Annotated in this window: 19 protein-coding genes; 15 read left to right on the plus strand and 4 right to left on the minus strand. The window is 63.4% G+C overall.

Going from position 1 to position 22,022, the window contains the following annotated elements; all coding sequences use genetic code 11:
• Window positions 1–150 precede the first annotated feature (150 nt).
• Both U1839_RS03025 and U1839_RS03030 read left to right on the plus strand, forming a co-directional pair.
• Window positions 151–1,065 (plus strand): hypothetical protein, encoded by a 915-nt coding sequence (locus U1839_RS03025; protein ID WP_332802195.1) that lies wholly within the window; start codon window positions 151–153, stop codon window positions 1,063–1,065.
• 128 nt (window positions 1,066–1,193) lie between these two features.
• Complete coding sequence (locus U1839_RS03030; RefSeq protein ID WP_332802196.1) at window positions 1,194–1,745, plus strand: hypothetical protein; 552 nt, start codon at window positions 1,194–1,196, stop codon at window positions 1,743–1,745.
• Window positions 1,746–1,826: 81 nt separating this feature from the next.
• Here the strand turns inward: U1839_RS03030 and U1839_RS03035 are convergent, their stop codons facing one another.
• Both U1839_RS03035 and U1839_RS03040 read right to left on the minus strand, forming a co-directional pair.
• Window positions 1,827–2,030: a ferredoxin gene (locus U1839_RS03035; RefSeq protein ID WP_332802197.1), complete on the minus strand. Its 204-nt coding sequence runs from the start codon at window positions 2,028–2,030 to the stop codon at window positions 1,827–1,829.
• Complete coding sequence (locus U1839_RS03040; protein ID WP_332802198.1) at window positions 2,027–3,343, minus strand: cytochrome P450; 1,317 nt, start codon at window positions 3,341–3,343, stop codon at window positions 2,027–2,029. The genes U1839_RS03035 and U1839_RS03040 overlap by 4 nt, the downstream gene beginning before the upstream one ends.
• Window positions 3,344–3,952: 609 nt before the next feature.
• On the opposite strand from U1839_RS03040, the gene U1839_RS03045 reads away from it, so the two are divergent.
• From U1839_RS03045 to U1839_RS03090, 10 genes are all read left to right on the plus strand, one after another.
• Window positions 3,953–4,384 carry a MarR family winged helix-turn-helix transcriptional regulator gene (locus U1839_RS03045; RefSeq protein WP_332802199.1) on the plus strand — a complete coding sequence of 144 codons (432 nt, stop codon included), beginning with the start codon at window positions 3,953–3,955 and terminating at the stop codon, window positions 4,382–4,384.
• The gene (locus U1839_RS03050; RefSeq protein ID WP_332802200.1) at window positions 4,377–5,468 is read left to right on the plus strand and encodes an HlyD family secretion protein; all 1,092 of its coding nucleotides are present in this window, start codon (window positions 4,377–4,379) and stop codon (window positions 5,466–5,468) included. Before U1839_RS03045 ends, U1839_RS03050 begins: the two co-directional genes overlap by 8 nt.
• Window positions 5,461–6,996, plus strand: coding sequence for a DHA2 family efflux MFS transporter permease subunit (locus tag U1839_RS03055; protein WP_332802201.1), 1,536 nt, complete (start codon window positions 5,461–5,463; stop codon window positions 6,994–6,996). The genes U1839_RS03050 and U1839_RS03055 overlap by 8 nt, the downstream gene beginning before the upstream one ends.
• 171 nt (window positions 6,997–7,167) lie before the next feature.
• On the plus strand, window positions 7,168–9,024 hold the full coding sequence (locus U1839_RS03060; RefSeq protein WP_332802202.1) for a flavin-containing monooxygenase: 1,857 nt from the start codon (window positions 7,168–7,170) through the stop codon (window positions 9,022–9,024).
• A 65-nt stretch (window positions 9,025–9,089) separates the two neighbouring features.
• Window positions 9,090–10,478: an aromatic ring-hydroxylating oxygenase subunit alpha gene (locus tag U1839_RS03065; RefSeq protein WP_332802203.1), complete on the plus strand. Its 1,389-nt coding sequence runs from the start codon at window positions 9,090–9,092 to the stop codon at window positions 10,476–10,478.
• 47 nt (window positions 10,479–10,525) lie between these two features.
• On the plus strand, window positions 10,526–11,371 hold the full coding sequence (locus U1839_RS03070) for a TauD/TfdA dioxygenase family protein (RefSeq protein ID WP_332802204.1): 846 nt from the start codon (window positions 10,526–10,528) through the stop codon (window positions 11,369–11,371).
• 25 nt (window positions 11,372–11,396) lie between these two features.
• Window positions 11,397–12,803: an SRPBCC family protein gene (locus U1839_RS03075; RefSeq protein WP_332802205.1), complete on the plus strand. Its 1,407-nt coding sequence runs from the start codon at window positions 11,397–11,399 to the stop codon at window positions 12,801–12,803.
• A 27-nt stretch (window positions 12,804–12,830) separates the two neighbouring features.
• Window positions 12,831–14,159: an amidohydrolase family protein gene (locus tag U1839_RS03080; RefSeq protein ID WP_332802206.1), complete on the plus strand. Its 1,329-nt coding sequence runs from the start codon at window positions 12,831–12,833 to the stop codon at window positions 14,157–14,159.
• 41 nt (window positions 14,160–14,200) lie between these two features.
• The gene (locus tag U1839_RS03085; protein ID WP_332802207.1) at window positions 14,201–15,022 is read left to right on the plus strand and encodes a sterol desaturase family protein; all 822 of its coding nucleotides are present in this window, start codon (window positions 14,201–14,203) and stop codon (window positions 15,020–15,022) included.
• Between the two features lie 146 nt (window positions 15,023–15,168).
• Window positions 15,169–15,918, plus strand: a complete 750-nt coding sequence (locus U1839_RS03090) for a 2-oxo acid dehydrogenase subunit E2 (RefSeq protein ID WP_332802208.1) — start codon at window positions 15,169–15,171, stop codon at window positions 15,916–15,918.
• A gap of 9 nt (window positions 15,919–15,927) precedes the next feature.
• Here the strand turns inward: U1839_RS03090 and U1839_RS03095 are convergent, their stop codons facing one another.
• A complete protein-coding gene (locus U1839_RS03095; protein WP_332802209.1) occupies window positions 15,928–17,538 on the minus strand; it encodes a GMC family oxidoreductase in 1,611 nt (536 codons plus the stop codon).
• A 67-nt stretch (window positions 17,539–17,605) separates the two neighbouring features.
• On the minus strand, window positions 17,606–18,487 hold the full coding sequence (locus U1839_RS03100; protein WP_332802210.1) for a LysR family transcriptional regulator: 882 nt from the start codon (window positions 18,485–18,487) through the stop codon (window positions 17,606–17,608).
• 94 nt (window positions 18,488–18,581) lie between these two features.
• On the opposite strand from U1839_RS03100, the gene U1839_RS03105 reads away from it, so the two are divergent.
• The 3 genes from U1839_RS03105 (at window position 18,582) to U1839_RS03115 (ending at window position 22,021) form a co-directional block, all read left to right on the plus strand.
• Window positions 18,582–20,093: a CoA-acylating methylmalonate-semialdehyde dehydrogenase gene (locus tag U1839_RS03105; RefSeq protein WP_332802211.1), complete on the plus strand. Its 1,512-nt coding sequence runs from the start codon at window positions 18,582–18,584 to the stop codon at window positions 20,091–20,093.
• Window positions 20,094–20,210: 117 nt separating this feature from the next.
• Window positions 20,211–20,516, plus strand: coding sequence for a hypothetical protein (locus tag U1839_RS03110; protein ID WP_332802212.1), 306 nt, complete (start codon window positions 20,211–20,213; stop codon window positions 20,514–20,516).
• A gap of 11 nt (window positions 20,517–20,527) precedes the next feature.
• The gene (locus U1839_RS03115; protein ID WP_332802213.1) at window positions 20,528–22,021 is read left to right on the plus strand and encodes a class I adenylate-forming enzyme family protein; all 1,494 of its coding nucleotides are present in this window, start codon (window positions 20,528–20,530) and stop codon (window positions 22,019–22,021) included.
• Window position 22,022: the final 1 nt, after the last annotated feature.

Consider the following 22,022-nt stretch of genomic DNA (forward strand, 5'->3'; position numbering starts at 1 on the left):
CCGCGGAGCCCGGTCGGGGGAGCAGGACCGGACCCCGCGGCGGCGACGGCGAAAGGGAGGACGCCGTCGCCCGCGCCCGGCTCGTACCTATTGGGGGGAATAGGCCGAGCCGGATCCGAGGAACTTCGTGGTGGCGGTGCGTTCGCCGCGGTGAACAGCGTCGACAATGGCCTGACCGTGGCGGGCAAGCAGGCTTCGGGCGCGCGCGCCGACCTCTCGTCCGACGAGATGGGACCGCCCATGGGATCCGGTGATGCGGTGCTCGCCAACCAGCAGTTCGCGATCGGAACACTGGATGCGAACGCATCGACCAGCCTCTCCAATGCCGGTACCGTTGACCGTCTCGCGTCATCGACAATGACGATCGCCGGCAACGCGACTCTGGCCGACGCGTCGGCGAACCGGGCGCAGAACAGCGTGTCGCTGGACGATGGTGTCGGTGGCGGCGTCGTCAGCACCCAGGTCAGCATCGCGCCAGTCCATGCGATTGCGGCGAGCGACCTGCGGTTCACCGCGAGCGGCGCCCAGCCGTCGCTCTCCACCTCGAACCTGGTCTTCGAAGGCAATGTCACCAGCTCCACGGCTCGGGCCAACCTGGCGGACAATGCGTTAAACTATGACGGTACCACCGCAATCACTGGCGGGACGGCGAACGGTCAGATCAGCGCGTTTGACACGTCTGCCAGCGCACCACTCACCATGCTCAACCAGCAGGCCAATCTCGCGGCGGTTGCCGCCGATACCGGCACCTCGGGCGTGCTGGTTCCGCTCAACGGCGCGGTGACGGGGGCGCAGCTGACCATCACCGGCAACACGATGTCCGCGACCGCTTATGGCAACAGCGCGAACGACGTGATGATAGCGTCGGCGCCGCGCGCGGCGCCCGCGGCGTCGCTGGTCAACATGCAGACCAATAGCGGCGCGGTGAGCGCGGTGGTCAACGGTGCGACCTATCGCAGCCTGACCGGGCCCGTCACCGGCAGCTCGGTCGCGCTGACCGGTAACCAGATCAGCGCTGCCGCGACCGGCAATCTGGCCAGCAGCGCGATCACCACGGGACGCTGAGATCCGCGAGGGCGGGTCGCCCCAGATTTTCATGGGCCGAACCGTCATGTGAGAAGGGCCGCCGCGCGCCATTCGGTGCGCGGCGGCCTGTCGCAGAAATGTGTGACTTGCTTCTCCGAGTCGCGGCATTGCAGATTCCCGGGGCGCGCCCGAACATCTGGTTCGACGACAAAGCGGAGGCGATTCGCGTGGCGGTATGGCAATTCGAGCTCGTTGCGATCCCCGCCGCGATGGCGGAGATCAATGGGGTTCCCGCGATCCGGCTCACACCGGAAGCACGCGAGCACATCGTGCTGATCATGGCCGACGACCAACGTCGCGATTTCGTCCGTGCCCTGGACGATCTGCTGCCGCGGCAACAGGCCTGGAGCGCGGGGCTGCTAGTGTGGGGCAACAACCGCGGCACGGATGTGCAGTATTTTCACGATGGAGATGGCAGCGCCGAGGTCCATATCAGGATCGACGCAAGAACCTTTCGAACGGAGACCATTGAGGCACTCTGCGACATCGCACAGCGCTTTGACTGGGCCCTGGTCACAGAGAGCGGCACCGTGCTCCCGCCAAAGTCCGAAACGGTCTTGCGCGCGCTGCTCAATTCCTCGGCACGGCGTTTCGTCGAGGATCCCGACAGTGTTTTCGCGCAGGCAGCGGAGCAGGTCTATCGTCCGGTCCATTCCTGATCTGTCGTTTATCTCGGCAATCAGAATCAACGACAGGCAGCTCACGGGCTTTCCACTTCAGTCGGCGCTTGCCGATTTCAGTCAGTGGGAGGGATCGTCACTGACGGAAATCGCTCGCGCCGGGCACTGACTTTCCGCCAGCCGTACCAGATCCTGAAGTCCCGCCGGCACCTCGCCGACCAGCACAGTGGCGTAGCCATCGTCGTGCAGTTCGAACACCTCGGGGCAGATTCCCACGCAGATCCCGAATCCGGCGCAGAGGTCCGTGTCGACCCGGACTTTCATCTTGGGCCAGCCTCCACCGGGTCAAACTCCAGGCTGATGTGCGTCAGTCCGCGCAAGATAAAGGTCGGCAGATATGTGTAGCGTCGTGCGCAGGGCGGTCCGTGGACTTTCTCGTTGATGCGGATGTCGCTGGTCCGGTCGAACATGCGGTTAAGGCTGACCACCGCTTCAGCCCGCGCCAGCGGCGCGCCGGGACAGGCATGGCGGCCAGCGCCGAAGGCCACATGCAAGCGGGCGTTCTTCCGGCCCAGTTCGAATTCTCCGGGGTTTTCGAACTTGCGCGAATCCCGGTTGGCTGCGCTGTTGGAGACATACAGGAACGTACCGGCCGGGATATCGACGCCACCAACGCTCGACGGCTTTTTCGCCAAGCGGAAGTCGCCCTTCACCGGGCCCTCGATCCGCAGGCATTCCTCGACGAAATTGGGGATGAGGCTGCGATCCTCGCGCAGGCGTTGCTGGAGGTCGGGGCGTTCGCCGATCACCTTGAACGCGTAGCTGAGCAATCGCACCGTGGTTTCCTGCCCCGCGGCGAACAGGTTGGCGGCGATTCGGGCGACATCCATCGGCTCCGGCACCGCGCCGCCGGGGAAGGTGGCGTTGGCGAGGCCAGTCAGGACATCCTGTTTGGGATGACGCCTGCGGTCTTCGATATAGTATGAGAATTTTTCGTATAGAAATTCCAGCGGCCCGTGCGTGACTTCGCCGTCCGTGCCGCCGACCACCGCGCCGCCACTCTCGCGCTCCACCCTAATCAGGTGCTTGCGGAATTCTGTTCGGTCCTCGGGCGGCACGCCGAGCAGGTCGGAGACGACGAGCACGGCGAAGGGCTGGGCAAAGGCGTCCATGAACTCGCATTCGCCATGGGCAAGGAAGGTATCGATCTGCTGATCGGCTAGCCTCCACATGAACTCCTCATTCTCCTTGAGCCGCTTTGGGGTGATCAGCGACATCAGCAACGCCCGGTGGGCGGTGTGCACCGGTGGGTCCATCGTCGGAAGCTGATCGCTGAAGGCCGTCTGGTCGCGATATTCCTCGATCAACGCGGAAATGTCGTCATTCCCGCGGCCCTCCAGCGGAATGGGGCAGCCCGCAAATGGTCCGGTGGTGGACATGCACGAGGAAAAGCGAGCGGGATCGTTGTAGACCTCAAGGGCTTCGTTGTAGCCCGTGACCATGACGACGCCCTGATGGGGCTCACGCAAGACCGGAGACTGCTCTCTCAGATAGTCGAAATAGGGATAGGGATCGTTGACGAACCGGTCGCTGCGGAAGAAGTCGTGCGCTTCAAACTCGTGGGACGTATCGTTCATGTTGGCTCCTTACAGGGCGCCGCCGGCATACGCGCAGTTCACAATTGGCTGGAAGCCAACCGGGCAGAGCCCGGCGGCATAACAAGGTCATTGTGCATCGGCCACACGTCCGCCTGGCTAGGAATATTCATCGCCCGCACGATCCACTGTCGTGACGAGCGGTCGCTCGGACGAGATGAACGGACGGCAGCTTTCTGAACAGCCAGCAACCAATCGAAATGCATGCAGTCGTTCGTTCGATGCGGCACTAACCTTTACCCCGCCAACAGCTCAACAAAGCGTCAATGCACTGCGTCGCGGCCTTCGGTGCCGCGCTGAAGCAATCTTGCTGGAATGGCGCAGGTCACCCAGTAGCGCGTTAGCCGTGTACCACTTTGCGCAATCCGGGAGGCGGCAGGAACGCGACGACAGTTCGTTGTCGTTGCCGGTGACCTCAGCCGCCTGTTGGATCACCTGGCGATTGTGGCAGTCGGGACATTCCGCGTGCACGACGCCTGCTTCCTTCAAGCCAGCGTTACCCGCAACGCAATCGCGATTGCGCACTACGCACGCAATATGGATAGCTTTATATAAGGATGCTTACTATGTAGGCTGCCTATGAGCGATTCCTTGGCCTTCTTGATCAGTGACGTTTCGCGCCTGATGCGCCGACGCTTCGACGAGCGCGCACGCCTGATCGGCGTCACGCGTGCGCAGTGGCGCACGCTGACGACCCTCTCCCGCCATGAGGGCGCAAACCAGGGGACCTTGGCAGATCTGCTCGAGGTTGAACCGATTTCACTGTGCCGCATGATCGACCGGCTTGAGGAAGCGGGTCTTGTAGAGCGCCGCCGCGATCCCGGTGATCGCCGTGCCTGGTTGATCTTCCTCACCGACAAAGCCAAGCCGATCATCACCGAATTGCGCACGCTCGCCGATGGCCTTTTCGTCTATTCCCTAAGGGGGGTCGATGAAGCAGAGCGGATCGCGACTATCGCCACGCTGAACGCCATTCATGCCAATCTCTCAATGCACGAGCCGAACGAGGCCGCCCATGGCTGACGCCGACCCCAAGTTCTCCACCGCCAAGGTCGAGCAGATCGCCGTCAATCCGATCGAGACGGTCGAGGCGCCTGCAACAAAGCGTCGCAGTTGGGGGCGTATAGCGCTGATGGTCAGCGTGCCGCTGCTCGTCGCTTTGGGCGGCGGCTATCTGTGGTTGACCTCGGGCCGCTATATCTCAACCGACAATGCCTATGTGCGCCAGGACATGATCTCGATCAGCCCCGACGTTACAGGGCGTATCGTCGCGGTCAACGTGCGCGAGAACCAGCGCGTCAAGGCCGGCGACGTGTTGTTCACGATCGACCCCGAACCCTATCGCATCGCGCTCGAACAGGCCGATGCAGCGCTCGCCACGGCGCGGGTTCAGCTCGCGACGCTGGCGACCGACAGCGGTGGCGCGGCTGCCGACATCGCCAGCGCACAGGCTGACATATCGCTCGCCCAGGCGACCTATGACCGGCAGGCAGCGCTGATGAAGCGCGGGTTCACCACCCGTGCCAGCTTCGATGCCGCAGCGCACGAGGTTGCCGCCGCCAAGGCACGGCTGGGTACGGCGCAGGCCTCCGCCAACAAGGCCCGCACCCAGATCGGCAGCGGCACGGTGGGCTCGGGCGTGCCCGCCGCGATCCAGGCGGCGATGGCGGAGCGCGACAAGGCCGCCCTGGCGCTCGCCCGCACCGTCGTGCGCGCGCCCAAGGACGGCATCATCAGCCAGACCAGCCGCCTCCAGATCGGCACGATCACGCCGAGCGGCGTTCCCGCACTCAGTCTGGTCGTCAGTCAGGCGGCATGGGTCGAGGCCAACTTCAAGGAAACCGACCTCAACCATATGGCGGTCGGTCAGCCCGCCGAGATCAGTTTCGATGCCTATTCGGGCCTTAAGCTGTGCGGCCATATCGCCAGCATCGGTGCTGGCACGGGTTCCGAGTTTTCGGTGCTGCCGGCCCAAAATGCCAGCGGCAACTGGGTCAAGGTAACGCAGCGCGTGCCGGTGCGCGTCGCGATCGACTGCGCCACCTCGCGGCCGATGATCCCGGGTCTGAGCGTCGACGTCTCGATCGATACCAAGCCCCATGGCTGAACCTGTTGCCGGCCGGGCGGCGCTGCAGGTGCGCCACCGCTGGCTCGTCACTATCGGCGTGATGGGCCCGATGATCATGCAGATCCTCGACGCAACGATCGCCAACGTCGCGCTGCCGCACATGCGAACCAGCCTTGGCGCGACGCTCGATACCGTCACCTGGGTGCTGACCAGCTACATCATCGCCACCGCGATCGCGCTGCCCGCGACCGGCTGGCTGAGCGACCGGCTCGGCTCACGCAACCTGTTCCTGATCGCAATCGGTGGTTTCGTCATTGCGTCGATGCTGTGCGGTACCGCGGTCAGCCTCGAGGAGATGGTGCTGTTCCGCATCTTCCAGGGCATGTTCGCGGCGTTCATCAACCCGCTGTCGCAAACCGCGATGCTCGATATCAACCCGCCCGAACGCGCCAACCAGGCGATGTCGATCTGGGGCATGGGGGTGATGGTCGGGCCGATCCTCGGCCCGGTCATCGGTGGCTGGCTGACCGACAGCTATAACTGGCGCTGGTGCTTCTACATCAACGTGCCGATCGGCGCGGCGACCTTCGCGATTCTGTGGTTTCTCCTTCCTTCGCGCCCTGGCACGAAGCGCAGCTTCGACCTGACGGGTTTCGCGTTCATCGCCATCGCCGTGGCATCGTTTCAGCTGATGCTCGACCGCGGCCAGGAGCAGGACTGGTTCAGCAGCTGGGAAATCCGCATCGAGGGCATGATCGCGGCTGCCGCCTTGTGGATCGCGCTGGTGCATCTGACGACCGCCGCAAAGCCGTTGTTCGATCGGCACCTGTTCAGGAATCGCAACCTGACGATGGGCATGTTCTTCATGGTCATCGTCGGCATGTCGACCATGGCGCCGATGGCGCTGCTGCCACCGATGCTGCAGCAGCTGTTCGGTTACCCGGTGGTCGATACCGGCTTGCTGATGGCCCCGCGCGGCGTCGGCGTGTTGTTCACCATGTGGCTCGGCGGGCAGCTGATGGGCAAGGTCGATGCCCGCTACATGGTCATGGCCGGCTTTCTCATCTTCGCCGTATCGCTTCGGCAAATGGCGCATTGGTCGCTCGAGATGGACTTCTGGCCGGTCATCATCAGCGGATTCATCCAGGGGCTTGGCATGGGGCTGGTGTTCATGCCGCTCAACAGCCTCGCCTTCGCGACCCTGTCGGGTGAGTATCGCACCGATGGCGCCAGCCTGCTCAACCTGATGCGCAGCATCGGCCAGTCGGCGGGCATCTCGCTGGTGACGGTGCTGCTCGCCCGCAACATCCAGATCAGCCACGCCGACCTCGCATCGCATATTACGGAGAAGTCGGTCCCGGCGCTCGACATCGGGGCGCTCGACCGGCTTGGTACGCTGTCGGATACCGTCTTCGCCATGGCTGACGGGATGATCAACAAGCAGGCGGCGATGATCGCCTATATCGATGACTTCTATCTGATGGCGTGGATCTCGATCCTGACGCTGCCGCTGGTGCTGCTGCTCAAGAAGCCCCGAGGCAAGGTCGAGATCGTCCACACCGAATAGCCCGCCGGTTCCGCTTGTCCGCGCGTTCGCCACCTCCCCCGGGCGGGGGCGATCGCCCGCTGACGCTTTCTCCGCTCCGGCGATATCCCGTTTGACCAAAGTCAATTCGCGCAAGGCGCGCCCGTGCCAAATCAACAATACTGTTGATTATCGATATGGGAGGATCCTGACATGTCCTTGGCTCCGAGTGACTGCCCGCCGGTAAGCGCCGAGCGGATAGCCGAGCTGCATGCGAAATATCTTCGCGAGCGGGACCGGCGAATCAAGACCAACCACAATGACCAATATGTCGAGACCAGCGGGAGATGGGCCGGAATCTATGAGCACGACCCCTATAATGCCGTGACGCCGCGCGGGCCGATCACCGGGGAGACCGATGTCGTCATCCTCGGCGCGGGCTATTGCGGCATGATGGTGGCGATCGAACTAAAGAAAGCCGGCATCGCGGATTTCTACAATGTCGATCATGGCGGCGACTTTGGCGGCACCTGGTACTGGAACCGCTATCCCGGCATCCAGTGCGACAATGACGCCCTGTGCTACATGCCGCTCCTCGAAGAGACCGGCTACATGCCGTCGAAGAAGTTCTGCGACGGCCATGAGATCCAGACCCACTGCCGGATCATTGCCGAGACGTTCGATCTCTATCCCAGGGCGCTGTTCCACACGCTGATCAAGGACCTTCGCTGGGATCCCGAGATCAACCGCTGGCACGTCGGCACCAATCGCGGCGATGACATAAAGGCGCGGTTCGTGGTGCTCGCCATGGGTCCGCTCAACAAGCCGAAGCTGCCCGGCATTCCCGGCATCGACAGCTTCAAGGGCAAGCTCTTTCATACCGCGCGCTGGGATTATGAATATACCGGCGGCGAATGGCGTAATCCGGTGCTCGACAAGCTCGCGGACAAGACCCTCGCGATCATCGGCACGGGTGCGACGGCGGTGCAGATCGTCCCCTATCTCGGCCGTTACGCAAAGAAGCTCCATGTCATCCAGCGCACGCCCTCCTCGGTCGATGCACGCGACAATCGGCCGACCGACCCCGACTGGTTCCGGTCGCAGGAGCCGGGCTGGCAGGAAAAACGTATCCGCAACTTCCACCATGCCGCGATGGAGCGGCTCGCACCGGGCGAACCCGATCTGGTGCAGGATATCTGGACCGAAATCAGCCGCAATGTCGCGGCCGAGCTGGAGGCCGAGGGTTGGCCCGAACATACGATGGAGGACTATGTCGCACGGCGCGAAGTCATCGACTATCGCGTGATGGAGCGGTTGCGTCAGCGCTGCGAGGAACTCGTCGACGATCCGGCGACGGCCGAGGCGCTCAAGCCCTATTACCGCTTCCTGTGCAAACGGCCCTGCTCGAACGACGATTATTATCCGACCTTCAATCGGCCGAATGTCGCGTTGATCGACGTCGCCGCAACGCGTGGCGTCGAGCGGATGACGGAAAAGGGCTTCGTGGCCAACGGCCAGGAATATGACGTCGACTGCATGATCTTTGCGTCCGGGTACGAGGTGACCAACGACCTCGACCGGCGCTGGGGCATCGACCGGATCGAAGGCCGCGACGGGATTTCGATCTACGATTATTGGCGCGAAGGCTTTCAAACCTTCCAGGGGATGATGGCGCACAACTTCCCCAACATGTTCTTCACCGGCTTCACGCAGGCCGGGGCGAACTCGACCAACTCGAAGACCTTCGTCGATCAGGGCCGGCACATCGGTTATATTGCAAGCCAGGCGCTCAAACGGGGCGCGGAAACGGTCGAGCCGACCCAAGCGGCGCAGGACGATTATATCCGCCATCTGCGCTCGATCGCGGTCGACAACTCGGCGTTCACCAACGAGTGCACGCCAAGTTACTTCAACAACGAAGGCGACCAGACCAAGAAGCGCTTCATCTTCGGCGAGCCCTGGGGCGAAGGCTATTATGCCTTTGAGGACATGCTCGCGAAATGGCGCGACGCCGGCGAACTCGCCGGCCTGGAGCTCGCCCGCACCACGCAACTGGAAACCGCTGAATAAGCAGTCGAGGCGGCGCGGCGCGCAAGCGCCGGCCGTTTCGCCTGCCCCGCGAAGGAGGGTGCCCCATGCACAGGACCATATCGTTTCCCAGCCTCTCGGAAGAACAGTCCGAGCCGGTCGTGATCCCCGTCCAGGCCTATGTCTCGCCCGATTATGCCCGGGCCGAGCGCGACAGGCTGTGGCGCAAGGTTTGGCTGCAGGCCGGCCGGCTGGAGGATATTCCGCAGGTCGGCGACTATATCACCTATGACATTCTCGACGATTCCGTCCTGATCGTCCGCACCGCACCCGACGCCGTGAAGGCGTATCGAAACGTCTGTACGCACCGTGGACGCCGGCTGGTCGACACGCCGGAAGGCCAGCGCAACGCACGCGGCAACGGGCGCAAGTTCGTCTGCGGCTTCCACGCCTGGACCTTCGCGCTCGACGGCGCGGCATCCGGCATTCGCAACAAGGAGGATTGGGGCGCCGGCCTGTGCGCCGAAGTGACGCGGCTGCGCGAAGTGCAGCTCGACAGCTGGGGCGGCTTCCTGTGGATCAATCTCGACAATGACTGCGCGCCGCTGCGCGACTATCTCGAGCCCGCCGCATCGGCACTCGATCCCTTCCAGCTCCAGAACATGCGCCCGCGCTGGCGCAAATGGACGCGGTTCAACTGCAACTGGAAGGTCGCGCTCGAGGCCTTCAACGAGACCTATCACGTCGCCGGCACGCATCCCGAATTCAACGCCTTTGGCGATTTCACCGGCTGGGGACGCCAGCAGGGCCGCCACAGCCATATCGGTTATAACGCACCCAAGGGTCTCGACGAGAACAAGGGCAAGCTGCGCTTGGGTACAGGCGATCCGCGCATCTCGACCGCGAAGATGCAGAAATACACCTGGGAAGGCGTCAACACCAACACCACCCAGACGCTGGTCGATGTCGCCCAGACTTTGCCCGATGTGCTGCCCGAAGGGACGCCGGCGGCCGAGGTATCGCGCTACTGGCTTGAAACCGCGCGCAGCATCGATGCCGAGCGTGGCGTCTTCTGGCCCGAAATCGATTCCGAAACCGTCGGCAGCAGCGGCACCGCCTGGCAGATATTCCCCAACCAGCAGATCGGCCACGCCGTCAACAATATGCTCTGCTACCAGGCGCGCCCGTGCGGCCTCGACCCCGACCGATGCTATTTCGAGGTCGCGGTCTATGAGCTTTATCCCAGCGATGAGGCACCGGCGACCGAGTGGGATTATGCCGACCCGGCCGACTTCCCGCATGTCCTGCGGCAGGATTTTTCCAACATGGTCGCCGTCCAGCAAGGGATGAAGATCGACGGCTATCGCGGCAATATTCCCAATCCGAAGTCCGAGGGCGCGGTGATCAGCCTGCACCGCAATCTCGCCGAATATATGGGGACCGGCGCGCCCGAGCCCCTTGCGGCGCCCGGCGACATTACCCGACCGGCGATTTGACCAAAATCAAAGCACCAGCCGAAAATACTAAGTAAGGTTAGCATATGATGACCGTCTCAGTCATGACCCGCCTGAAGGCGGAACCGATCAAGGAAAAAATCGGCAGCCGGGTGCTCAATTCCAAGGTGGAATTGCTGTCGGGCGACCTGACGGAGGAGCTCAACGAGTTGCTCGAACAACGCGGCGTGCTGATCTTTAAGAAGATCGGCTTTACCGACGAGGAGCAGGTGCGGTTCAGCGACCTGCTTGGCGGCAATGCCACCGAAATCGGCGTCAATGGCGGCGCGGTCTTTTCCATCTCGCTCGACGAGAAGGAGAATTCGAAAAGCACGATCGAATATCTAAAGGGATCGCTGTTCTGGCATGTCGACGGCACGATGAACCCGGTCCCGATCCGCGGTTCGATCCTGTCGTCGAAAGTGCTGCCCAGCTGGGGCGGCAACACCGAATTCGCCAATTGCTACGCTGCCTATGATGCCCTTTCCGAGCAAACCAAGCAAAGGATCGACGACCTGCGCGTGATCCACGCCATGTGGGTATCGCAGCTCTATCATTGCCCCGAACCGACGCTCGAGCAGCTCGAGGACTGGCAGGAAAAGGGCTCGGCCGAACTGCCGCTGGTCTGGCATCACAAATCGGGCCGCAAGTCGCTCGTGCTCGGCAATACCGCGCAGCGCGTGCTCGGCAAGTCGCTCGAGGAGAGCGCCCGCATCCTGCACGGCCTGCGCCAGCATGCGACGACCACGCCCTTTCACTTTGCCCATGAGTGGGAGGTCGGCGACGCGGTGATGTGGGACAATACCGGCACGCTGCACCGGGCCATGCCCTATGATCCGAACTGCGGACGGCTGCTGCATCGCACGATCCTGCTCGGCGACGAGCCCTTCTCCTGATCGCACTTTTGAAGGGAACAGTCCGATGGCCGACTATGATTCCAAAGACACGCTCGCCGGCGTAAACCCGTTCGCCATTCGCGATCCCGCGATGGTGCCTTCGGCGCGCTATCACGACCCCGCCTTTTACCAGCTCGAATGCGAGCAGCTCTGGCCGCGCGTCTGGCAAATGGCCTGTCGGCTGGAACAGATCCCCAATGTCGGCGACTGGGTAGAATATTCCAACATCGGCAAGTCGGTGATCGTCGTGCGCACCAAAGAAGGTGTGCGGGCCTATCACAACCATTGTCGCCATCGTGGCATGCCGCTGACCGACGGCGGCCACGGCAATTGCAAGGGCAAGGGCTTCATCTGCTCCTTCCATGGCTGGCGCTGGAACATGGATGGCGAAAACACCTTCGTTTACGGCCGCCATCTGTTCGACGAGAAAAAGCTCGATCTGGCCGAGTTGGCGCTGCGCGAGGTGCTGGTCGAAACCTGGGGCGGCTGCGCCTTCATCAATCACGACAGGGGCGCGCCTTCGTTCCGTGAAAGCATGGGCGACGTGCTGCCCGCGCTCGAAGCGCGCGGCATGGACCGGCTGCGCGCGGAATGGTGGTTCGCCACCGAACTGCCGGCGAACTGGAAGATCGCGATGGAGGCCTTCATGGAGGGCTACCATGTGATGAAGACTCATCCGCAGCTGCAACAGGCGCAGCCCAGCCTCTATAATGGTCGCTACGGAAACGAGGGCGGTGGGACGGTACCGCCGATCGACCCGACGCTCTCGACCAGGCAGAATGTCGCCGAAGTGATCGAGACGATGGAACTGCTCAATGCGGGCATGTCCGGCCTCGTCCATGCCAAGGAAATAGCCATCGCCAGGCAGTTCGCGGATGTCGATCTGCCGGAGGATCCGCTGCTTGGCGTGATGACCTGGTACGGCATGGTCAATGCCGCGATCACCGAGCAGTTGCGCGCGCGCGGCGAGCAGGCGCCCGATCTTAACAAGGTGATGGTCGAGCATCCGGTCGAGGCGGTAAGCTATCTGTTCCCGCATTATTTCCTGCTGACCTATTTCACGTCGATGGCGTCCTATCGGATCCGCCCGACCGGGCCGGAGACGTGCCTGTTCGAAATATGGTCGCTCACCCAATTCCCCGAAGGCGAGGAGCCCGAGGTTCCGATGGCGCCGGTGGTGCTGCCCTATGACAGCCCGGATTTCCCGATGATCCCGCGGCAGGATTATTCGAACATCCCGCTGCAGCAGAAGGGCGTCCATTCCGAGGGCTTCGCGTTCATGCGCCTCGCGGCCGGCGTGGAAGGGCTGATTTCCAATTATCAGCGGGTGATCGACGGTTTCATCGCTGGCGCGGATGGCGCGACGCTTGCGGCCGCGACGCGCAAGCTCGGCAAGAATTTCGACGGCAAAATTCTCGATCTCGGCGTCTAATTCAATTTGTGTGGAGAGGAATTAATCATGAAAAAGAACGACATGGTCGTGATCAGCACCGATGATCACATTTGCGAGCCTCCCGACCTTTTCGACCGCCAGCTGTCTGGCGACCTGCTCGCTTCGGCGCCGAAGCTGCGCACCGATCCGCGCGGCAAGAACTATTGGGAATATCAGGGCAATGTGCGCTCCTCCGTGGGCCTCAACGCCGTTGTCGGGCGCCCGTTCGAGGAATATGGCATGGAGCCGACCTCGCTCGATCAGCTGCGGGACGGCTGCTATGACGTCCACGCGCGCATCGACGACATGGACGTCAACGGCATTGCCGCCTCGATGTGCTTCGGCAACTCGATCGGCTTTGACGGTCAGACGTTCCACAAGGCGGCCGACAAGGCGCTCTCCCTGCGCCACATGCAGGCATATAATGACTGGCATTATGACGAATGGTGCATGGCCTATCCGGGTCGCTTCATTCCGCTGGGCATCCTGCCGACCTGGAATCCCGAAGCGAGCGTCGCGGAAATCAACCGTCTTGCAAAAAAGGGTTTCCACGTCGTCTCGATGAACGAGAACCCGACGGTGCAGGGTCTGCCGAGCATCCACAACCCCTATTGGGACCCGATCTACAAGGCGATCGTCGACAACGACATGACCATCGCGCTGCACATCGGCTCGGGCAACCCCGCGCCGCATGCGTCGGAGGAAACGCCGATCGAGGCCTGGATCTCGACCATGCCGCTCTCCGTCGCACAGGGCGTATCGGACTGGCTGCAGCTTGAGGAGCTCCACAAATATCCCGATATGCGCATCATCGTGGCCGAAGGGTCGATCGGCTGGGTTCCCTATCTGATGGAGCGCGCCGACTTCTCCAACTGGCGGCACAAGGCCTGGACCAAGTCGCGCTATCAGGACGTCAAACCCTCCGAGCTGATGAAGCGGCATTTCTGCCACTGCTTCCTGTGGGACCCCTATGGCATCAAGAACCTCGCCGAAATCGGCGAGGAGAATGTCACCTATGAGGTGGATTATCCGCACTCGGACGCACTGTGGCCCGATGCTGCCGAACTGTTGTGGGAGCAGGTGCAGAATCTGTCCGACGAGCAGATCGACAAGGTGACGCACAAGAACGCAATCAAGTGGCTGCGCCACGAAGCGATGTTCGAGCACAACAAGCGCGAGGACCTGACCGTCGGCGCCTGCCATGCGCGGGCAAAGGCCAAGGGCGTCGACACCAGCCCCAAATCATCCGGCGGCGCGGTGCCGATGACCCAGGACCGCCCGGTCACCTCGGGCGACGTGATGAAGATGTTCCGCGATCACGCCGAGCGCCGGGCAGCGGAGATGGCGGAGGCTTAGGCCTCCGCCCATCGGACGTTCACGAGCAAACGAGGATTGCGATGAACCACCTTCTTTCCACCCTTGCGGCCGATTATCACTGGCAATTGTCACTGTTCACGCTGGTCGCGATCCTCGTTCTCCCCTTCATATTCGGGCGGCTCGCGCTGATGCTGCCCGCGGTTCGGGAGGCGAGCAAGGTCAACCGGGAGGCTTACGCCCGCAAGATGGAGAAGCCGAACTATGCCGCCAACCAGAAATGGAACCGCAAATGGGGGCTATTCTGCTTTGCGGTGATCTTCGGGCTGGTGCTTCCGTTCTGCCTGACGACGGATCCACAGCCCTGGTGGCGCTATGTGGTGGACATGGCCGTCATCCTGATGGTGTACGACTTCTTCTATTATTTCGCGCACCGTTTCCTGTTTCATGACGAAGGCTTTTTGGGCGGGCCCTTGATGTGGGTCCACGCCGTCCACCACCGGCAGCACAACCCTTGCCGCGGCGATTCAAGCTTCATTCACCCGCTCGAAGTGGCGATCGGCCTTTGCCTCTATGTCGGGACGGTGTTTCTGCTGTCGCGCTTCATGGGCGATTTCCATGTCGGCACGATCGTGATCACCTGGATCGCCTTTTCGGAGATCAATCTTCACAATCACGATCTGTGGACGGTCGATCGCTTCCCGTTCCGCTACGTCAACACGATGGCGAAGATGCATCATCATCATCACGCCCGCTTCACCGGCGGCAATTTCGCGACCATTTCCCTGTTCTACGACTGGTTGTTCGGTACGCTCGATTTCGGCGACGCCCCGCGAAAGGCAGGTAGCGTCAAGCGTCGTCGCAAGCCGAAGGTAGACACAGCGGGTCCCGCGTCGATCACCTGATCGACGCGGGACCCGACTGACGCGCACGTCGCCGGCACGATCTCCTGCTGCCGCGCAACAACCATCGCCCCGGCGGTAGCCCGCCGGCAGGCAAAGGAATACCGCGCTTCCCGATAGCGCCAACGCCAATGCAGAGAGACCCATCCATGTCCGACATGCTTACGCATCTGTCAGGGCTCGCGCCCTTTGCCGAATATGATTTCGGTGAATTCGGCGAAACGGAAACGGTCCCACTCACGCGAATCCAGCGCCTGACGGGCGCACATCTCGGGCGAAACTGGGTCGCCATCCCCCATGTAACGCACCATGACGAGATCGACGTCACCGCGGCCGAGGCGAACCGGGCCGCCTGGAACGCCGCGCATCCGGACAGTCGGCTGACGCCGGTGATCCTTCTCGTTCGCGCGCTCGCATCGGTGTTGTCGGCATTTCCGACCTTCAATGCGTCGCTGAGTGCCGACGGGAAATCGCTTGTTCTCAAGAAGTACGTCAACATCGGCGTCGCGATCGATACGCCGAAGGGGCTGGTCGTCGCGGTGCTGCGCGATGCCGCGCAGCGGCCCATCGCGGAACTCGCCGCCGAACTCGCCCAGCTGGCGGAAAAGGCGAGAAGCAGGGGCCTTGCCATGGCCGACATGGTCGGCGGGTCGATGACCGTCTCGTCCCTGGGCCATATCGGCGGGACTGCCTTCACGCCGCTGATCAATCTTCCCGAAGTCGCCATCCTGGGCGCAACCGCGATCCAGCTTCGTCCCTTTCCGGACGCCGAAGGTGGTGTGGTGTGGCGCAAGATGTTGCCGCTGTCGTTGAGTTACGACCACCGCGTCATCAACGGCGCCGATGCCGCGCGCTTCGTTCGCGCGATCGGAGACGCCATGCAGGCCGGGATAGCCTGACCGGCGATCTCAGCGCGCGTCCTCGCGGATCATGGCAGCGCCTTTTTCCGCGATCATGAGCGTCGGGGAATTGGTATTGCCGGACACGATCCGCGGCATTGCCGAGGCGTCGATCACGCGCAGCCCGGCGATCCCGCGCACGCGCAATCTTTCGTCCAGCACCGCCTGCCCATCGCCGTCCGGCCCCATCGCGGCGGTTCCGACCGGATGGAAGATCGTGGTGCCGAGCGTCGCGGCGGCCGCCAGCAACTGATCGTCGGTCTGCGCCTCGGCACCGGGGCGGAACTCTGCCGGCGTGAACTGTGCGAGCGGCGCCTGCGCCACGATCTTGCGGGTAAGCCGGAGCGAGTCGATCGCGACGCGCTTGTCCTCGTCCGTTGACAGATAGCCGGGCGCGATCAGCGGCGGCGCGTGCGGATCCGCGCTCGCCAGCCGGACGCTGCCGCGGCTGCTCGGCCGCAGGTTGCACACGCTCGCGGTGAACGCCCCGAAGCGGTGCATCCCATCGCCCCATTTGTCGAGCGACAGCGGCTGAAAATGGAACTGCAGATTGGGCGTCAGATACCGGTCCGACGACCTGGCGAACATGCCGAGCTGCGACGGCGCCATCGTCAATGGCCCGCGACGGCGCAAGACATAGTCCAGCCCCATCGCCGCGCGCTTCAACAGATTGGCATAATCGGTGTTGAGCGTGCGGACGCCGCTGACCCGGTAGACCGGGCGAATCTGCAGATGGTCCTGCAGATTGCCGCCAACACCGGGCAAGGCGTGGACGACCGGAATGCCGACGGCCGTCAGGGCAGCGGGGTCGCCGATGCCCGAAAGCTGCAAGAGCTTCGGCGAACCGATTGCGCCGGCCGCAAGGATGATCTCGCGCGTGGCACGCACGGTCGATCGTTCGTCACCGCGGCGGACGATCAACCCCGTGGCGCGCTTGCCTTCCAGCACGATACGCTCGACCTCCACGCCGGCTTCCAGCCTGAGATTCGGACGGCTGAGCACGGGCTTCAAAAAGGCGCCTGCCGCACTGACTCGCCGGCCGGCGCGCTGGTTGATCTGGAAATAAGCCGACCCGGCATTGTCGCCGCGATTGAAATCATCGATCAGCGCGATCCCGGCCTCGGCCCCGGCGGCACGGATCGCGTCGAGGATATCCCAGCGCACGCGCGGATTCTCCACGCGCCATTCGCCGCCGGACCGGTGATGCACCCCCTCGGCGGCGACATGATCCTCATGGCGCAGAAAATAAGGCAGGACATCGTCCCAACCCCAGCCGACAAGACCCAGCTGCCGCCAGGCGTCGTAATCGGCTGATTGGCCACGCATGTAGATCATCGCGTTGATCGACGACGACCCGCCGATCACCTTGCCTCGCGAATAAGCGATTTTGCGCCCGCCCAGGCCCGGCTCCGGGACCGTCTCGAACATCCAGTCGGCGCGAGGATTGCCGATCGCGAACAGATATCCGGCAGGGATATGGTACCATATCCAATTGTCCCTGCCCCCGGCCTCGAGCAGAAGGACGCGGGTCGCGGGGTCGGCAGACAGGCGATTAGCGAGCAGGCACCCCGCCGAACCGGCACCGACGATGACATAGTCGTAGCTGCCCAGGTCGGCCATGCCAGCAACGCCTTCGGCCAATGATCCGTCCTTTCGCATGTCAATTTCGCGCCCATAGCACGCCGCGTCAAAAGGTCGCCTTCTCCGCGCGCACCTGCTCCGCCACAAAATCCGCGACGGCGCGAATCCGTGGCACGCGGGCGAGATCGTGATGGAGCACCATCCAGTAACTGCGCACGACCTCCACCGCCTCAGGCAGTACTCGTACCAGACGCATGTGCGGGCTGACCGCGAAACAGTGCAGCAGGCCGAAGCCGAGCCCGGACGCCACCGCCTCCATCTGCGCCGCCACCGAACTGGAGCGGAACACGCAGCGCTTGGCCATAGAGCGGTCGAGATTGCGCAACTCGGGCAGGTCGATCATCTCCTCGATATAGGAGATGAACGGTTGCGCGCGCAGCGCCGCCAGCGAATCCACCGGCCCGACGCGGGCGAGCAGCGCCTCGGATGCGAACAGGCCAATGCGGTAATCGACCAGTCGGGCTGACTGCAATCGCCCCTGATCGGGTCGATGGAGGCTGATCGCGATATCGGCCTCGCGCTTCGACAGGTTCACGGCGCGCGACTCCGGCGCCAGCTCCAGTTCGATCTGCGGGTGCTGCGCATGCAGGCGATGGGCGCGCGAGGCGATGAAATAGGTCCCGAAGGCTTCCGGCGTTGCGAGGCGCACCACGCCCGAGATGTCTCCGTCCTGACCTTCGACGCGTCGCCCCGCCGCCAGCACCTCTTCCTCGATGCGTTCAGCATGTTCGATCAGGTCGAGCCCCGCCTTGGTCGGCTGCACCCCGCGCGGTGATCGATTGAGCAATCGCGTACCGTAGGAGCTTTCGAGCGCCGTCAGGCGCCGTGCCAGCGTGGTGTGATTGAGCCCCAGTCGATGCCCGCTCGCGACAAAGCTTCCGCTGCGCACGACAGCGAGGAAGATGCGCAGGTCGTCCCAGTCAAGCATTCACTTATTTGCACAATTATTCGGCATTTTACCCGTATATCTGTGCATAATCGCAAATGCTATCCCGGCCGGACAATAGGATGAGGACTTCCTGATGCGACTGATCCAGCATTTCATCGACGGCACTGCCACGACCGCCGCCCCTACCCGCCTCGGCGACGTTTACGATCCGGCGCTCGGCAAGGTGCAGGCGCAGGTTGCACTCGGTGATGCGACCCTGCTCGATGAAGCGGTTGCCAATGCGAAGGCTGCGCAACCCGCATGGGCCGCGACCAACCCGCAGCGCCGCGCGCGCGTCATGTTCCGCTTCAAGGAGATGATCGAGCGGCACATGGACGAGCTCGCCGAACTGCTGTCACGCGAGCATGGCAAGGTGATCGCCGATTCCAAGGGCGACATTCAGCGCGGGCTGGAAGTCGTGGAATTCGTCTGCGGCGTCCCCCATTTGCTCAAGGGCGAATATACCGAAGGCGCGGGGCCGGGCATCGATGTCTATTCGATGCGGCAGCCGATCGGCATCGCCGCCGGTATCACGCCATTCAACTTCCCGGCGATGATCCCGCTATGGATGTGTGCGCCGGCCATCGCGACCGGCAATGCCTTTATCATCAAGCCGTCCGAGCGCGACCCGTCGGTGCCGGTGCGGCTCGCCGAACTGGCGCTGGAAGCCGGCCTGCCCAAGGGCATCCTCAACGTCGTGCACGGCGACAAGGAAATGGTCGACGCGATCCTCGACCACCCGGACATCAAGGCCGTCAGCTTCGTCGGCTCGTCCGACATCGCGCAATATGTCTATGGCCGGGGCGCGGCGAACGGCAAGCGCATGCAGTGCATGGGCGGCGCGAAGAACCACGGCATCATCATGCCCGATGCCGATATGGACCAGGCGGTCGCCGACATCATCGGCGCGGCCTATGGTTCAGCCGGCGAGCGTTGCATGGCGCTGCCGGTGGTCGTGCCGGTCGGTGCGGCAACGGCGGAGCGGTTGCGCGACAAGCTGATCGCCGCGATCGCCGATCTGCGCGTCGGCATCCCAACCGATCCGGATGCGCATTACGGCCCGGTGGTCGGCGCGGCACACAAGGCGCGGATCGAAAACTATATTCAGATGGCGGTCGATGAAGGGGCCGAGCTTGTCGTCGACGGTCGCGGATTGTCGCAGCAGGGCTATGAGAACGGCTATTTCATGGGTCCAACCCTGCTCGACCACGTGACGCCCGAGATGCGCAGTTATCAGGAGGAAATCTTCGGGCCGGTGCTGCAGATCATGCGCGCCGAGACGTTCGAGGAAGCCGTGTCCTATCCAACCAACCATCAATATGGCAACGGCGTCGCCCTGTTCACGCGCAACGGCGACTTCGCCCGCAAGTTTGCGAGCAGCGTCGAGGTCGGGATGGTCGGGATCAACGTGCCAATCCCGGTGCCGGTCGCCTATCACAGCTTCGGCGGGTGGAAGCGCTCCGGCTTCGGCGATCTCAATCAATATGGCATGGACGGCATCCGCTTTTACACCCGGACCAAGACCGTCACGCAGCGCTGGCCGAGCAGCGCTACCGATGGTGGCGCGGTGATGGACCAGAGCTTCGTGATTCCGACGATGGCGTGATCTTGCGGCATCGCGGCGCTGTTATCGTCGCCGCGATGCCGCGAGGCTTGACGCCCGGACGTCAAGCGCTTCTCTACCGAAGCACGATGAGTGGGGCCGCACCAGCGCTCTGCAAGAGTGATCGAGGAAGCCATGAAGCCTGGGACGAAGCTGAAGAGTGTTGTCTGCGACACCGAAGTGATGGTGATCCGCGCCGGCGAGGGCGTGGTCGCGTGCGGCGGCGCGCCGATGGCCGACGAGCGCCCCGCAGAGCGCGGTGCGATCGACCAGGCCTTTGCCGAAGGTACGCGGATGGGCAAGCGCTACGTCGATGCGGCGGGCACGATCGAACTGCTGTGCGTGAAGCAGGGCGCGGGATCGCTGTCGCTCGATGGCGTGGCGCTGGTAACCAAGGACGCGAAACCTCTGCCGGCTTCCGACTGAGGACCCAGGCGGTGAACATCTCCCTTTTCCTGCAGATGGCGGCGGATACCGACCCGGACAGGATTGCCCTGGTATGCGATGGCCGCCGCTGGTCGTACGGCGCGCTGTACCGCGCGGCGCAGGGCGCAGCGCGCAGCATCCGCGACAGCCAAGCGGCGCACGTCGCGCTGCTCGACGAGGGCAGCGAAGCCTCGGCCATCGCCTTGTTCGGCGCGGCGATCGCCGGCGTGCCCTATGTGCCGCTCAATTACCGGCTGGCCGATGCCGATCTCGGCGCGTTGCTCGGCCGGATCGCGCCGGCCTATATCATCGGCGATGTCGAGCGCATCTGGCGGCTGAGCCCCGACACCGGCCACAATGCCTGGACCCGCGCGGATTTCGTTGCCGAGGCGGAAGTCAAGGCCGATGGTCCCGACCTCGCGGAAACCGACGAAACCATCGCCATCCAGCTGTTCACCAGCGGCACCACCGCCGCGCCCAAGGCGGCCGTGCTGCGCCACGCGAACCTGGTGTCCTATATTCTCGGCACGGTCGAATTCGCCTCTGCGCCCGAAGAAGATGCGGCACTGGTTTGCGTCCCGCCCTACCATATCGCCGGCATCGCGGCGTTGTTGAGTTCGGTCTATGCGATGCGCCGCATCCTGATGCTGCCGGCGTTCGAGCCGCAGGCATGGCTGTCGCTGGTCGCCGCCGAGCGCGCCACCAACGCCTTTGTGGTCCCGACCATGCTGTCGCGGATCGTCGCCGCGATGGACGTCAAGGCGCCCGGCGACATCTCCTCGTTGCGGGCGATCGCCTATGGCGGCGGACGCATGCCGACCGAATTGATCGACCGCGCGCTCGATCTGTTTCCGGCCACCGGCTTCACCAATGCCTATGGCCTGACCGAAACGAGTTCGACGGTAGCGCTGCTCGGCCCCGACGAACACCGCGCCGCGCATCGCGCCACGGACCCCGAGGTGCGCGCGCGCCTGTCGTCCGTGGGGCGGCCGTTGCCGACGATCGAACTCGAAATCCGCGACGAGGAGGGCAATGTTCTCCCGGCGGGCGAACGGGGCGAAATCTACGTGCGCGGCGACCAGGTCTCTGGCGAATATAAGGAACGCAGCGCGCTGGATGCGCAGGGGTGGTTTCCCACGCGCGATGCCGGGTGGATCGATGCCGAGGGTTATCTGTTTCTCGCCGGGCGTGCCGATGACGTGATCGTGCGCGGCGGCGAGAACATTTCGCCGGGCGAAATCGAGGATGTGCTGCTCGCTTATGCAGCCATCGCCGACGCCGCGGCAGTGGCTGTACCCTCGGCTGAATGGGGTGAGGCGGTCGGCGTCGCGATTGCCTGCCGCCCGGAGCATGATCGACCGACAGAGGCGGAACTGTGCACGCTGGTCAAGGACCGCTTGCGCTCCTCGCGGGTGCCCGAACGCATCATATTCGTCGATGCGCTGCCCTATAATGAAATGGGCAAATTGCTGAGGCGTGAGGTCCGCAAGCTGTTCGAGGACTAGC

The sequence above is a fragment of the Parasphingomonas halimpatiens genome, assembly GCF_036663795.1.
GTDB lineage: Bacteria > Pseudomonadota > Alphaproteobacteria > Sphingomonadales > Sphingomonadaceae > Sphingomonas.